12 protein-coding genes are annotated in these 14,798 nt (G+C 44.8%); 2 read left to right on the forward strand and 10 right to left on the reverse strand.

Annotated elements, in window-relative coordinates:
* Window positions 1–42 precede the first annotated feature (42 nt).
* The 8 genes from sucD to sdhC all read right to left on the reverse strand — a co-directional run bounded on the left by sucD (window position 43) and on the right by sdhC (window position 9,632).
* Entirely contained in the window at window positions 43–915 is an 873-nt protein-coding gene (sucD, locus tag Q8W40_RS02430; protein ID WP_101113524.1) for a succinate--CoA ligase subunit alpha, read from the reverse strand.
* Window positions 915–2,081, reverse strand: a complete 1,167-nt coding sequence (gene sucC, locus Q8W40_RS02435) for an ADP-forming succinate--CoA ligase subunit beta (protein WP_101113523.1) — start codon at window positions 2,079–2,081, stop codon at window positions 915–917. Before sucC ends, sucD begins: the two co-directional genes overlap by 1 nt.
* Before the next feature lie 175 nt (window positions 2,082–2,256).
* Window positions 2,257–3,465, reverse strand: coding sequence for a 2-oxoglutarate dehydrogenase complex dihydrolipoyllysine-residue succinyltransferase (gene odhB, locus Q8W40_RS02440; RefSeq protein ID WP_305395731.1), 1,209 nt, complete (start codon window positions 3,463–3,465; stop codon window positions 2,257–2,259).
* A 28-nt stretch (window positions 3,466–3,493) separates the two neighbouring features.
* Window positions 3,494–6,301 carry a 2-oxoglutarate dehydrogenase E1 component gene (sucA, locus tag Q8W40_RS02445; protein ID WP_305395732.1) on the reverse strand — a complete coding sequence of 936 codons (2,808 nt, stop codon included), beginning with the start codon at window positions 6,299–6,301 and terminating at the stop codon, window positions 3,494–3,496.
* Between the two features lie 104 nt (window positions 6,302–6,405).
* The gene (locus Q8W40_RS02450; protein ID WP_305395733.1) at window positions 6,406–7,119 is read right to left on the reverse strand and encodes a succinate dehydrogenase iron-sulfur subunit; all 714 of its coding nucleotides are present in this window, start codon (window positions 7,117–7,119) and stop codon (window positions 6,406–6,408) included.
* A 15-nt stretch (window positions 7,120–7,134) separates the two neighbouring features.
* Window positions 7,135–8,901 carry a succinate dehydrogenase flavoprotein subunit gene (sdhA, locus tag Q8W40_RS02455; protein ID WP_305395734.1) on the reverse strand — a complete coding sequence of 589 codons (1,767 nt, stop codon included), beginning with the start codon at window positions 8,899–8,901 and terminating at the stop codon, window positions 7,135–7,137.
* The gene (gene sdhD / locus Q8W40_RS02460; RefSeq protein WP_305395735.1) at window positions 8,902–9,246 is read right to left on the reverse strand and encodes a succinate dehydrogenase, hydrophobic membrane anchor protein; all 345 of its coding nucleotides are present in this window, start codon (window positions 9,244–9,246) and stop codon (window positions 8,902–8,904) included. It abuts the gene before it with no gap.
* Window positions 9,240–9,632, reverse strand: a complete 393-nt coding sequence (gene sdhC / locus Q8W40_RS02465; protein WP_104399202.1) for a succinate dehydrogenase cytochrome b556 subunit — start codon at window positions 9,630–9,632, stop codon at window positions 9,240–9,242. The genes sdhD and sdhC overlap by 7 nt, the downstream gene beginning before the upstream one ends.
* 395 nt (window positions 9,633–10,027) lie before the next feature.
* Here sdhC and Q8W40_RS02470 point away from each other — a divergent pair, with 395 nt between their 5' ends.
* Complete coding sequence (locus Q8W40_RS02470) at window positions 10,028–11,317, forward strand: citrate synthase (RefSeq protein ID WP_101113516.1); 1,290 nt, start codon at window positions 10,028–10,030, stop codon at window positions 11,315–11,317.
* 103 nt (window positions 11,318–11,420) lie between these two features.
* Here Q8W40_RS02470 and Q8W40_RS02475 read toward each other — a convergent pair whose 3' ends face one another.
* Complete coding sequence (locus tag Q8W40_RS02475) at window positions 11,421–12,179, reverse strand: Nif3-like dinuclear metal center hexameric protein (RefSeq protein WP_305395737.1); 759 nt, start codon at window positions 12,177–12,179, stop codon at window positions 11,421–11,423.
* 57 nt (window positions 12,180–12,236) lie between these two features.
* On the opposite strand from Q8W40_RS02475, the gene Q8W40_RS02480 reads away from it, so the two are divergent.
* Window positions 12,237–13,022 (forward strand): DUF1853 family protein, encoded by a 786-nt coding sequence (locus Q8W40_RS02480; RefSeq protein WP_305395738.1) that lies wholly within the window; start codon window positions 12,237–12,239, stop codon window positions 13,020–13,022.
* Between the two features lie 65 nt (window positions 13,023–13,087).
* Here Q8W40_RS02480 and pgm read toward each other — a convergent pair whose 3' ends face one another.
* Entirely contained in the window at window positions 13,088–14,734 is a 1,647-nt protein-coding gene (gene pgm / locus Q8W40_RS02485; RefSeq protein ID WP_305395739.1) for a phosphoglucomutase (alpha-D-glucose-1,6-bisphosphate-dependent), read from the reverse strand.
* Window positions 14,735–14,798: the final 64 nt, after the last annotated feature.

Raw genomic sequence — 14,798 nt, forward strand, 5'->3', positions numbered from 1 at the left:
CGGAGCTTCTTAGCTCCGGTTTTTTGTATTCACTGAACTTTCTTACCAGCCAGTCACTTCACGAAGTGCTTTACCGATTTCAGCCAGAGACTTAGTCGTCTTAACGCCAGCCGCTTCTAGTGCTGCAAATTTGTCTTCCGCAGTACCTTTACCGCCAGAGATGATTGCACCAGCGTGACCCATACGCTTACCAGGAGGAGCCGTAACACCAGCGATGTAAGAAACTACAGGCTTAGTTACGTTCTCTTTGATGTACGCTGCTGCTTCTTCTTCCGCTGTTCCGCCGATCTCACCGATCATAACGATAGCTTCTGTTTCTGGGTCTTCTTGGAACAACTTCAGAATATCAATGAAGTTTGAACCAGGGATTGGGTCACCACCAATACCAACACAAGTAGATTGACCAAAGCCTTCGTCAGTTGTTTGCTTAACGGCTTCGTAAGTCAATGTACCTGAACGCGATACGATACCCACTTTACCTTTCTTGTGGATGTGACCAGGCATGATACCAATCTTACACTCATCAGGAGTAATAACGCCTGGGCAGTTAGGACCGATCATGCGAACGCCAGTTTCTTCTAGCTTCACTTTCACATCAATCATATCCGTAGTTGGAATGCCTTCTGTGATAGTAACGATAAGCTCAATACCCGCATCGATAGCTTCTAGAATCGCATCTTTACAGAATGGTGCTGGAACGTAGATTACTGTCGCTGTTGCGCCAGTCGCTTCTACTGCTTCACGAACAGTATTGAATACTGGTTGACCTAAGTGAGTTTGACCACCTTTACCAGGAGAAACACCACCAACCATTTGCGTACCGTAAGCGATCGCTTGCTCAGAGTGGAAAGTACCTTGACCACCAGTGAAACCCTGACAGATTACTTTAGTGTCTTTGTTAATTAGTACAGACATTATTTCGCCTCCGCAGCAGCAACAACTTTCTGAGCAGCATCTGTTAGCGACTCAGCAGCAATGATATCAACATCAGAATTAGCAAGAACTTCGCGACCTAAGTCTGCGTTAGTACCTTCTAAACGAACAACAACAGGCACTGTTACGCCAACTTCTTTAACCGCACCGATAATACCTTCAGCAATCATGTCACAACGAACGATACCACCGAAGATGTTTACAAGTACTGCTTTAACATTGTCATCAGAAAGGATGATCTTGAATGCTTCTGCTACGCGCTCTTTTGTTGCACCGCCACCTACATCTAGGAAGTTAGCTGGCTTACCGCCATGCAGGTTTACGATATCCATCGTACCCATCGCAAGACCTGCACCGTTAACCATACAGCCAACGTTACCATCCAGTGCTACGTAGTTTAGTTCCCACTGTGCAGCGTGTGCTTCACGCTCATCTTCTTGAGATGGATCGTGCATTTCACGAAGCTTAGGCTGACGGTACATCGCGTTTGAATCGATGTTGATTTTACCGTCAAGACATAGAAGGTTACCTTCACCTGTCACAACAAGTGGGTTAATTTCTAGTAGAGCCAAATCGTACTGAGAGAACATAGTGCCAAGACCCATGAAGATCTTAACGAATTGCTTGATTTGATCACCTGCTAGACCAAGTTTGAACGCAAGCTCACGGCCTTGGTATGCTTGAGGACCAACCAATGGGTCGATTGCCGCTTTATGAATCAACTCAGGTGTTTCTTCAGCAATTTTCTCGATGTCCACGCCGCCTTCTGTAGACGCCATGAATACAATTTTACGACTAGCACGGTCAACAACGGCACCTAGGTACAGCTCGTTAGCAATGTTCGATGCTTCTTCAACTAGGATTTTTGTTACTGGCTGACCGTTAGCGTCTGTTTGGTAAGTAACAAGGTTTTTACCCAACCACTTTTGTGCAAACTCTTTTACGCCTTCTTTTGTGTCATGCAGTTCAACGCCGCCCGCTTTACCGCGACCACCAGCGTGTACCTGGCACTTAACGACTTTCTTCGCTGTACTGATGCGGCCGGCAGCTTCAAAAGCTTCTTGAGCTGTATCACACGCGAAACCTTCTGGTACAGGCAAACCGAATTCTGCAAACAGCTGTTTGGCTTGGTATTCATGCAAATTCATTGTGTTATTCCGTTTGTTTATCCCTTAGGGGATTTATTATTTCCATAGACGCGTTATCAATTCTGATAAACGGCGCACGTATGTAGGGTTTTAGTCTTGAGCATGCGAGATTTACCCGCAATAAAGAGCCAGACGTTGAGAGCCTGGCTCAATTTTTATGCTTTTGCTTAGCGGACTATACGTCTAACAATAGACGAGCTGGATCTTCAAGCAACTCTTTAATCGTTACTAGGAAGCCAACCGACTCACGACCATCAATCAAACGGTGATCGTAAGATAGAGCCAAGTACATCATTGGAAGAATCTCAACTTTCCCATCAACCGCCATAGGACGCTCTTGGATTTTGTGCATACCAAGAATAGCAGACTGTGGTGGGTTAATGATCGGTGTAGACATTAGAGATCCAAACACGCCACCATTAGTGATAGTAAAGTTACCGCCAACCAACTCATCAACGGTCAGTTTGCCGTCACGACCTTTGATCGCCAGCTCTTTGATGCCTTTTTCGATTTCAGCAAAACCCAACGTATCACAATCTTTAAGTACAGGAGTTACAAGACCACGAGGTGTTGAAACTGCCATGCTGATATCGAAGTAGTTGTGGTAAACAATGTCTTCGCCATCAATCGACGCATTCACTTCTGGGTAACGCTTCAATGCTTCAGTTACAGCTTTCACGTAGAAAGACATAAATCCAAGGCGCGTACCGTGGCGCTCTTCAAATTGGTCTTTGTACTGCTTACGAAGATCCATGATTGGCTTCATGTTCACTTCATTAAACGTTGTTAGCATTGCTGTGCTGTTTTTCGCTTCTAGAAGACGCTTCGCGACTGTCTTACGAAGACGCGTCATTGGTACACGCTTCTGAGTGCGAGCGGCTGCTGGTGCTTCAATTTCTGGTTGAGCAGCGGCGGCTGGTGCAGATTTCGCAGCAGCAAGATGCGCATCGATATCTTCACGAGTAATACGACCGCCAACACCCGTTCCTTTCACTTGGTTTGCATTTAGGTTGTGCTCTGCAAGTAAACGGCGAACCGCTGGGCTTAATGCATCGTTAGATTCCTCAGTCAAAGAAGCCTTATGGCGTTTGTCTGGAGATGCTTCTTTGTCGTCTGTACTGTCTGCTGTCGGTTCACCGGCTACAGCACCAGGCTTCAATTTAGCAAGAACTTGGCGACCCAGTACTGTTGCGCCTTCTTCTTCAAGGATAGCTTCAAGTACACCAGCTTCAGGGGCAGGTACTTCCAGTACAACTTTATCTGTTTCAATATCAACAATGACTTCATCGCGCTCGATTGCATCACCTGGTTTTTTGTGCCACGTTGCAACCGTCGCATCAGCTACAGATTCAGGTAAGTCTGGAACCAGAATTTCAATTGTCATGTCTGTTTCGTCCTTTTTCTTCTAGTTCTTAATCTAGGGTAAGTGCGTCACTAATTAACGCTTTCTGTTGTTTCATGTGTACTGACATGTATCCAACTGCAGGTGATGCCGAAGCCGGACGACCTGCGTATTTCAAATCAGCACCAGCCGGAATCGCGATACGGAAGTTATGTTGGCTCGAGTACCAAGCACCTTGGTTTTGAGGCTCTTCCTGACACCAAACATAATCCACTGCATTTGTGTATTGTGCGATCGCAGTTTGTACTTCTTCCAACGGGAATGGGTACAACTGTTCAATACGAACTATCGCAACATCGTCTTGTTCATTGTTGCGACGTTGCTCTAGTAGGTCGTAATAAACCTTGCCCGAACAAAATACAACACGCTTCACTTTAGACGCTTCCAATGTATCTATCTCACCAATCGCAGCTTGGAACGTACCTTCCGACAAATCTTCTAATGAAGAAGTACAAAGCGGATGACGTAGAAGAGACTTAGGCGACATAACAATCAGTGGACGACGCATTGGGCGCACCACTTGACGACGGATCATGTGATAAACCTGCGCAGGCGTAGACGGCACGACTACTTGCATATTTTGTTCAGCACACAATTGCAAATAGCGCTCTAGACGTGCAGAGGAGTGCTCTGGACCTTGACCTTCGTAGCCGTGAGGCAGAAGCATAGTCAAACCACACAAACGAGCCCACTTTTGCTCTCCAGAAGAGATAAACTGGTCGATTACAACCTGCGCACCGTTTGCGAAGTCACCAAACTGAGCTTCCCATAACGTTAAACCACCCGGTTCTGCTGTCGCGTAACCGTATTCAAATGCCAGCACAGCTTCTTCAGATAAAACGGAGTCAAATACTTGGAAAGGACCCTGCTTATCATGGATGTTCGCTAAAGGAACATAGGTGCTCGCATCCGTTTGGTTATGCAATACAGAATGACGGTGGAAGAAAGTACCACGACCTGAATCTTGACCAGAAATACGAATACGTTTGCCATCGTCAACCAACGTTGCATACGCCAGTGTTTCAGCCATACCCCAATCGAGTTGTTTCTCGCCATTAATCATCGACGTTCGATCGTTGTAAAGTTTGTTTACACGGCTATGAAGCTTGTGGCTTTCTGGGTACTGACACAAGCGTTGACCCAATTCTTTCAGGCGCTTGATATCAAAATTCGAATCCCAATCTGTATCCCAATCGTGACCAATATAAGGTGACCAGTCTACGGAATGCAGTGCCATTGGACGCCATTCCTTTACCACGACTTCACCGTGGTCAAGTGCATCTCGGTACTCGTTCACTAGCAGCGTGGCTGTTTCAATATCAAACTCGCCACGTTCAATTAGAACGTCTGCGTACAGCTTACGAGGGGTTGGGTGCTTTTTAATTTTTTGATACATCAACGGTTGAGTTGCATTCGGCTCATCCGCTTCGTTGTGACCGTGGCGACGGTAACAAACCAAATCAATAACGACATCACATTTGAACGTATTACGGTAATCAACAGCTAAGCGAGCAACAAAAGCTACTGCTTCTGGATCATCAGCGTTCACATGGAAGATCGGTGCCTGTACCATCTTGGCAATATCGGTACAGTACATAGTTGATCGAGTATCGCGAGGGTTCGAAGTCGTGAAACCAACTTGGTTATTCACAACAATTCGTACAGTACCACCAACACAGAACCCACGAGCTTGAGACATATTGAACGTTTCTTGAACAACGCCCTGTCCGGCTATCGCAGAGTCTCCATGAATGGTAATAGGCAGAACGCTGCTACCATCTTTATCCCCTAGGCGATCCTGACGAGCTCGGACCGAACCGATAACTACAGGGTTAACGATTTCTAGGTGAGATGGGTTAAATGCTAACGCTAGGTGTACATCGCCACCCGGTGTTGCAAAGTCGGCAGAAAAACCTTGGTGATATTTAACGTCACCAGTACCCCAAGTGTCGTCATGTTTGCCCGCAAATTCATCGAACAAATCTTGTGGCTTCTTACCAAGCACGTTTACCAGCATATTCAAACGACCGCGGTGGGCCATGCCGACAACAACTTCACGAACACCCTGAGCACCTGCGCTACGAATGATTTCCTTAGTCATAGGAATCATTGCATCGCCGCCTTCTAAGGAGAAACGTTTCGCGCCTGGGAATTTAGCACCGAGATAACGCTCTAAGCCTTCTGCTGCAGTCAGCTCATGAAGGAAAGTTTTTTTCTCTTCATCAGTAAACGATGCTTGGCCAGACACAGATTCCAAACGTTGCTGAATCCAACGTTTTTGCTCTGTATTTGTCATGTGCATATATTCAGCACCGACAGAGCCACAGTAAGTTTGCTTGAGGGCTTTTTGAAGATCTCTCAACACCATAGTTTCTTGCCCATTGGCAAAAGAACCTACGTTAAAAGTTTCGTCTAAATCTTCTTCAGTGAGAGTATGGAAAGCAGGGTTCAGTTCAGCGACTGTATCTCTTTCCCAAAGACCGAGAGGGTCGAGGTTGGCAGCTTCATGCCCGCGGAATCGGTAGGCATTGATAAGCTGTAGTACTTTTACTTGTTTAGCATCGACATCGGGATCACTAACTTGGACATTGTAATGCTTTGTTTCTTTCGCTAATCGACGGAAGTAATCACGGACACGAGAATGCGGTTGATCGACCGCGTCGGATTGCGTAGGCAACCCTTCAAATACTCGTTTCCATTCCTCACTCACCAGATCGGGATCACTAAGATACAGTTCGTAGAGTTCTTCTACATAAGTTGCATTGGCGCCAGCCAAGTGTGAAGACTCGAGCCATGCCTTCATCACGCCGTTGTGCATATTTTCCCTTAACCAGTAGGTTTCACGTTTGCATCGGTCTTATGCCGAGCTATTAATAAAGCCGACCCAAAGGCTTTACATAAGGGTCGGCAATTTTGAATCCATTAAACCGAACGATTCAATAACATGGTCTTGATATGACCAATCGCCTTCGTAGGATTTAATCCCTTAGGACAAACACTTACACAATTCATAATGCTATGGCAACGAAAAACGCTAAAAGCATCGTCAAGATTAGATAAACGTTCGTCTGTAGCCGTATCACGGCTATCAATTAACCAACGGTAAGCAGCGAGTAAACCTGCTGGACCGATGAACTTATCTGGGTTCCACCAAAATGATGGACATGACGTCGTACAACATGCGCACATGATACATTCATACAGACCGTCTAAATGAGCGCGATCTTCCGGCACCTGTAAGTTTTCACGTGAAGGTGGCAAGGTGCCATCTGAAATCAGGAACGGCTTCACTTTCGCATAGTTGTCGTAGAACTGAGTCATATCAACAATCAAGTCTCGCACAACTGGTAAACCCGGCAACGGACGTATGATGATGGTATTTTTGTCGGTTAATGCAGACAGAGGAGTAATACAAGCCAGACCATTTTTTCCGTTCATATTTAAACCATCAGAACCACACACGCCTTCTCGGCATGAACGTCTGAATGAAATAGTCGGGTCTTGCTCCTTCAGTAAGATAAGTGCATCAAGCACCATCATGTCTGAACCTTCTTCCACTTCAAGGACATAGTCCTTCATGTAAGGCTTTTTATCTGCATCCGGATTGTAACGATAAAGAGAGAAATTAAGTTTCATTGTATGTACCTCCCTTTAGTAAGTACGTGCTTTTGGCGGAAATGCTTCACGATGAACTGGACTCATGTTCACATCGCGCTTAGTCATTGCTTCGGTTTCCGGGTTATAGATGGAGTGGCATAGCCAGTTTTCATCATCACGGTCAGGGAAATCGAATCGGGCATGTGCTCCACGACTTTCAGTACGATAGTTCGCTGCTACTGCTGTTGAAAACGCAGTTTCCATTAAGTTGTCTAGTTCCAGACACTCGATTCGCTCCGTATTAAACTCGGTTGATTTATCAGCCAAGTGCGCCTCTTTCAAACGCTCACGAATCACTTTTAATTCTTCTAAACCTGTTGCCATCGCATCGCCCTCTCGGAATACCGAGAAGCTATTCTGCATGCAGCTTTGAAGATCTTTACGTATCTGAGCTGGATCTTCACCGCCTGTGCTACCTTCCCAACGCATGGTGCGAGATAAAGATTCTTCAATATCTGACTCCGTTGCTGGACGTGCTTCGGCTTGTGCCGCCAACGTTTCACCAAGATGTAGCCCTGTCGCACGACCGAATACAACTAAGTCTAGCAGTGAATTACCACCTAAGCGGTTAGCACCGTGTACGGACACAGAAGCAATTTCACCACAAGCAAATAGACCTTGTATCTCTTGCTCACCGCCGTCAGCGTTTTGCTTAATGGCTTGACCGGATACCTGTGTTGGTACGCCACCCATCATGTAGTGACAAGTTGGGATAACCGGGATTGGCTCGTGAACTGGATCAACGTGCGCAAACGTACGTGAAAGCTCACAAATACCTGGAAGACGAGATTCCAGTACTTCCTTACCAAGATGATCCATTTTAAGTTTGATGTGTGGTCCCCAAGGGCCATCACAACCACGGCCTTCACGGATTTCAATCATCATTGAACGAGCAACAACGTCACGACCAGCAAGGTCTTTCGCGTTAGGTGCATAACGCTCCATAAAGCGCTCGCCATCTTTGTTAAGCAGGTAACCACCTTCACCACGACAACCTTCAGTAACCAGTACACCTGCACCGGCAATACCGGTTGGGTGGAACTGCCACATCTCCATGTCTTGCATTGGCACGCCAGCACGAAGTGCCATACCAACACCATCACCTGTGTTGATGTGTGCGTTTGTAGTCGATGAATAGATTCGACCAGCACCGCCCGTCGCCAATATTGTGGCTTTCGACTTGAAGTAACACATCTCACCGGTTTCCATACAGATCGCTGTACAGCCAAGGATTGCACCATCTTGGTTTTTCACCAGATCAAGCGCATACCATTCAGAGAAGATGGTGGTTTTGTGTTTGATGTTTTGTTGATATAGCGTATGAAGCAGTGCGTGACCTGTTCGGTCGGCCGCCGCTGCAGTACGAGCCGCTTGCTCGCCACCAAATTCTTTAGATTGACCGCCAAATGGGCGCTGATAAATACTTCCGTTTTCAAAACGAGAGAAAGGTAGCCCCATTTTCTCTAGCTCAATAACCGATTCTGGTCCTGTTTTGCACATATATTCGATAGCATCTTGGTCACCGATATAGTCGGAGCCCTTTACTGTATCGTACATGTGCCATTGCCAATTATCTTTATGAGAGTTACCAAGAGCTACTGTAATACCGCCCTGAGCTGAAACGGTATGCGAACGAGTAGGAAATACTTTGGAAAGCAAAGCACATGTTAGGCCTTGCTCTGAAATTTGGAGAGCGGCACGCATGCCTGCACCGCCGGCACCGATTACAACGGCATCAAATTCACGAACTGGAATAGTCACTTACGCACCCCACAATACAAACAGACCAGAGAAGAAATAGGCTATTAAAACGGCAATAATTGCTACTTGAATTACACCACGCAAAAAGACGGGCTTGATGTAATCAGTTAAAACCTGCCACAAGCCAATCCATGCATGAACAAGCACACAAACTAATGCAAGCATAGTAAAGACTTTGGTAAACGTACCGCCAAAAAACGCGGTCCAGGACATGTAAGTGATTTCATTGAAGGCACAAAAGCCAACAAGATAGATTGTGTATAGGGTTAATATGATCGCACTTGCGCGGATCAATAGAAAATCATGAACGCCATTGCGCCCAAGCGTTGAAACATGCTTTACCATACCATCACCCCCGCGAGTAGCGACAATACTACTGTTACGGCAAAAGACACTTTAGCGCTCAACGCACCTGTATCTAACTCTTCAAAATATCCCATATCCATGAATAAGTGACGAATACCGCCTACTATATGATATGCGAGTGCAGTAAGAATACCCCACAAGATGAACGATACGAAAAAGCCATCAACAATGTCTGCTGCTTTAGCGAATCCTAGGGGAGAAGAGAGGGAAATGGATAGTAACCAGAGTAAAATTCCAATTGCTACAAACGTAATAACACCTGAAATTCGATGCAGGATGGATGCGATTGCAGAAATTGGAAAGTGGACTGTCTGTAAATCTAAATTAACAGGTCTAGACTTTCTTTCTTTCACGGGCTTGCTCACTCAGCTCCTTAGAGCATTTATAGTTATAAACCAAATTTTAGTAGGAAACCGACAAAAATTAACATTTAATTAACTCATTCAGCTCATATTGGGCGAGATAAATGTAAATGAATTGTTATATTTGCTTCTATTATTATAGGCCAGATTTTCCGTCTAGCCTTGAATTTATAAGGATTCCACAAAAATTTTCTGCGCCACTATACGGGCGGTAACATATTAATACAATTGACGTAACAAATAATGCTACACAGAACAGATTTTTAACTTTTTTCATATGAAAAATCAAAACGAGTGCACACAAAAGAGGAGAAAAATTGACTTTACTTTAGATACTCAGTAAAAAAACGGCACACAAAATATCCTGGATGGATTAATAATAAACAAAGGAGAATGTTATGGCAGATAAGAAAGCGACCCTTCATATTGAAGGTAAAGCGCCAATCGAGCTGCCGATTATGGAAGGTACAGTTGGACCTGAAGTAATCGATGTTCGTAAACTAGGAGCCAATGGTTACTTTACTTTTGACCCCGGTTTTCTTGCCACTGCATCTTGTGAATCCCAAATCACTTATATTGACGGTGCGAAAGGTATCCTTCTTCACAGAGGTTTCCCTATCGACCAACTTGCCAATAACGCAGATTACCTGGAAGTGTGTTACATCCTTCTGTATGGCGAAGCCCCAGATCGTAAGCAATATGAACAATTTAAAGAGACCGTAACGCGTCACACAATGGTCCATGAGCAAATCGCGAGTTTCTTCCACGGATTCCGCCGTGATGCTCACCCAATGGCTGTAATGTGTGGTGTTGTAGGAGCACTCGCTGCTTTCTACCACGACTCTCTAGACATCAACAACGATAAGCACCGCGAAATCGCGGCGTACCGATTGCTTTCAAAAATGCCAACTTTGGCAGCAATGTGTTACAAATACTCAATCGGTCAACCATTTATCTACCCACGCAACGAACTGAGCTATGCAGAAAACTTCCTGCATATGATGTTTGCTAACCCATGTGAAGAGTACAATGTTAATCCTGTTGTTGCTCGCGCAATGGACAAGATCTTCACGCTACACGCGGATCACGAGCAAAACGCGTCAACTTCTACAGTTCGTTTATCTGGTTCGTCTGGTGCAAACCCATTTGCATGTATCGCGGCAGGTATCGCCTCTCTTTGGGGCCCTGCTCACGGTGGTGCTAATGAAGCGTGTTTGCGTATGCTGGAAGAAATCGGCAGTGTCGACAACATCCCAGAATACATTGAACGTGCCAAAGACAAAGATGACCCGTTCCGCCTAATGGGCTTTGGTCACCGCGTTTACAAGAACTACGATCCACGTGCAACAGTAATGCGCGAAGCATGCCACGAAGTACTTGAGGAGTTGAATATTCAAGACCCTCTACTAGACGTAGCAATGGAACTAGAGCGTATTGCTTTGTCTGACGAGTACTTCGTTGAGAAGAAACTGTACCCTAACGTAGATTTCTACTCAGGTATCATCCTGAAAGCCATCGGTATTCCAATCTCTATGTTCACGGTTATCTTCGCGATGTCGCGCACAATCGGCTGGATTGCACATTGGAATGAAATGCACAGCGATCCTAACAACCGTATTGGTCGTCCTCGCCAGTTGTATACAGGTAAGAAATCTCGTGACTTCCAACCTCTTCACGAGAGAGAGTGATATTCAACTCTTTGATTTTTCAAAGATGATTGAGTAATAAAAAAAGGTCGAAGTATTTGCTTCGACCTTTTTGATGGTATAAACCTAATTTTGCTCGCTGACTTTAAACTGGGTTATCGATATCGATAAAGGTGACATCCAATCCATGTTCAGACGCTAACCACTCTCCTAATGCTTTAACGCCATATCTCTCTGTTGCATGATGACCAGCAGCGAAGTAATGAATATTCTGTTCACGAGCCGTATAGGTGGTTCTTTCCGATATTTCACCGGAAACGAATGCATCCAAACCATGCGCTACAGCCAGTTCGATAAAATCTTGCCCTCCACCAGTACACCATCCGATCGTTTCGATTGTTTTAGCTTCATCATCTGGTGCGATATGCAGAGGAGTACGATTTAAAACTTGCTCTATCTTTTTGGAAAAAGCTTTACCAGACATGGGAGTACGTAATTTCCCAAACATAGCAACGGACTGAGGGTGCCCTTCTAAACCACCTTGAACGTCTATATCCAAAAGTTCAGCTAGGCAAGCGTTGTTACCCAATTCAGGGTGAATATCCAATGGCAAATGATACCCATACAAATTAATGTCAGACTTAATCAGGCTTCGAATACGCTTTCCTTTCATGCCCTTTATTGGTTCTGGCTCGCCTTTCCAAAAGTACCCATGGTGCACAAGTAAGGCATCAGCCTTTAATTCAATTGCCCTTTCAATCAATGCTTGTGATGCGGTTACACCTGTTACGATACGTTTTATTTCAGATTTGCCTTCGACCTGCATACCATTAGGGCTGTAGTCTTTAATCAATTGGGGAGACAGCTTCTCATTAAGAATCGATTCGAGCTGAAAATTGTTCATCTTATTCATCCATTGATTTATCTGCTTTTAGCGCGTTTATAACAATTTAAGGTTAGAATGTCGAAACGAAATGGAGAAAAATCAATGCTATCAAAACCCGAAATCGACAAACTCCTTCATTGGGTCGCATCTACCCCATCTCTGTTCAACCTTAACGCACCTGTCTGCGGAAATTCTCCATTTTCGCAAAACATACCTGTTAGCATGAACGGTTACTCTGGGAATCAACGCCTAGGTTTTGTCTACCAATATACTTGCCGCTGTTTGTTTCAAGCAAACAGTCAATACAGATTGCTAGAAGAAGAAATTCAATTACAACAAGATGGACGCACATTGGGCGCTATCGACTTTATTCTAGAAAACCATGGCAACCAAACCATTGAGCATTGGGAAGTCGCCATTAAGTTTTACTTGCTTCATAACACACTTTGGTATGGTCCCAATGCTAAGGATAGGCTAGATCTAAAACTCGACAGAATGTTGAGTCACCAACTGAAAATGTCTTCGTCCAAAGCGTTTAAAACCCAGTTCCCAGAATGGAAAAGTATAAGTGAACACCTGCTCATGCAAGGTAGGCTCTACACAAACCCATTTGACGATGAAGCGATCCCCAAAAGTTGCCTTAAGTATCAGATCGAACAATCTCGAATCAAGGGCTATTGGTGCTACGACAGCCAAAAACACCTCATTACCGACAAACTTTATGTATTAGATAAAAAAGATTGGGTGACAGGAAGGAGTAAAGATTCGGTGCTATTTTCAGGGGAAGTGAACAAGTTTGTACACTGCCAATCAGAGAATGGGCAATACTGGTTTATTGTTAATAACCAATGGCCTAATTGATTTAGAGCTACTGCTTCAGGCATAAAAAAGGTGGCTTTCGCCACCTTTCTTGTACCAATTAAAAATTATAAGCCAGCATTTTTAAAAACTTGGTTTACAATTTCTTGAGCTTCTTCTTCAATAGCCTTCAAGTGTTCATCACCTTTAAAGCTCTCGCAGTAAATCTTATAAATGTCTTCGGTACCAGATGGGCGAGCTGCAAACCAACCGTTATCTGTGGTCACTTTTAGACCACCAATCGCCGCACCGTTTCCTGGCGCATGAGTCAAACGTGCCGTGATTTCATCACCAGCCAACGTCTTTGCAGATACCATCTCAGGTGACAGTTTCTTCAGGATATTCTTTTGCTCAGTATTGGCTACGGCCTGAATTCGATTATATTGAGACTCACCATGTTTGGCAGCCAGCTCTTCGTAATAATCCTGTGGGTTTTTACCGGTTACCGCCGTAATCTCAGCGGCAAGAAGACACAAAATAATGCCATCTTTGTCTGTCGACCAAGGCGTACCATCTTTACGTAGGAAGGAGGCTCCCGCACTTTCTTCACCACCAAATCCGAACTCACCAGAATACAGACCGTCAACAAACCATTTGAATCCGACAGGTACTTCGCATAACGTGCGACCTAAATCGGCAACTACACGGTCAATCAACGCACTGGAAACCAAAGTTTTCCCTACCGCAACTTCTTTACCCCACCCTTCACGGTGACGGTACAAGTAGTCAATACATACGGCAAGGAAGTGGTTCGGATTCATAAGCCCTTTAGGCGTTACTATTCCGTGCCTGTCGTAATCTGGGTCATTACCAAACGCCAGGTCATAATCATCTTTGAGGGCAAGCAAGCTCGACATCGCATACGGCGAAGAGCAATCCATGCGAATCACGCCATCTTTATCTAGCGACATAAACTGGAACGACGGATCAATAGACTCACTCACCAGGGTAAGATCTAACGCGTACTCTTTAGCGATCTGACGCCAATAGTCAATTCCAGAGCCACCTAGAGGATCCACCCCAATCTTAATGTTCGCATTTTGAATAGCTTGCATATCGATAACGTTAACCAAGTCATCAATATATGGTTTTACTAAATCGATTTCTTTAAACAATTCAGATGCTTTAGCTTGAACAGAGTGACTACGTTTAACACCTTGTAAACCTTCGGCAATCAATACATTCGCTCGGTCTTCGATTGCTTGAGTCAGTTCAGCTTCAGCTGGACCACCGTGAGTAGGGTTGTATTTGATACCGCCGTCTTGTGGGGGGTTATGCGAAGGCGTAATAACGATACCATCTGCTTTTTCAGAATGCTTAAGGTTATACGTCAAAATTGCGTGTGAAATACCCGGTGTAGGAGTAAAGCCGTTGTTTTCCTGAACCACTACTTCTACGCCATTAGCAATCAGAACTTCAATAACGCTGGTAAACGCTGGTTCAGATAACGCATGCGTATCTTTGCCTAAAAACAACGGACCTGTCGTCCCCTGCTCTTTACGAACTTCCGCGACCGCTTGAGCGATCGCAAGGATATGATGTTCATTAAAAGTGGATTTATCTGAGGTGCCGCGGTGACCTGACGTACCAAATTGAACGCGGTGCTCAGGATTAGAAGGTTCTGGTTGAAGTAGAAAGTAATTAGCAACTAACGAAGGGATGTTGTGTAAATCTTCTTGCAGTGCTTTTTGCCCTGCTCGAGGATGGATAGCCATTTTTATTTTCCTTTTAATTTTCTTACCCACATAAACAAAACCTCACAATAACGTTTAATGGAGT

This window comes from Vibrio penaeicida (assembly GCF_030689305.1).
Taxonomy (GTDB): Bacteria; Pseudomonadota; Gammaproteobacteria; order Enterobacterales; family Vibrionaceae; genus Vibrio; species Vibrio penaeicida_B.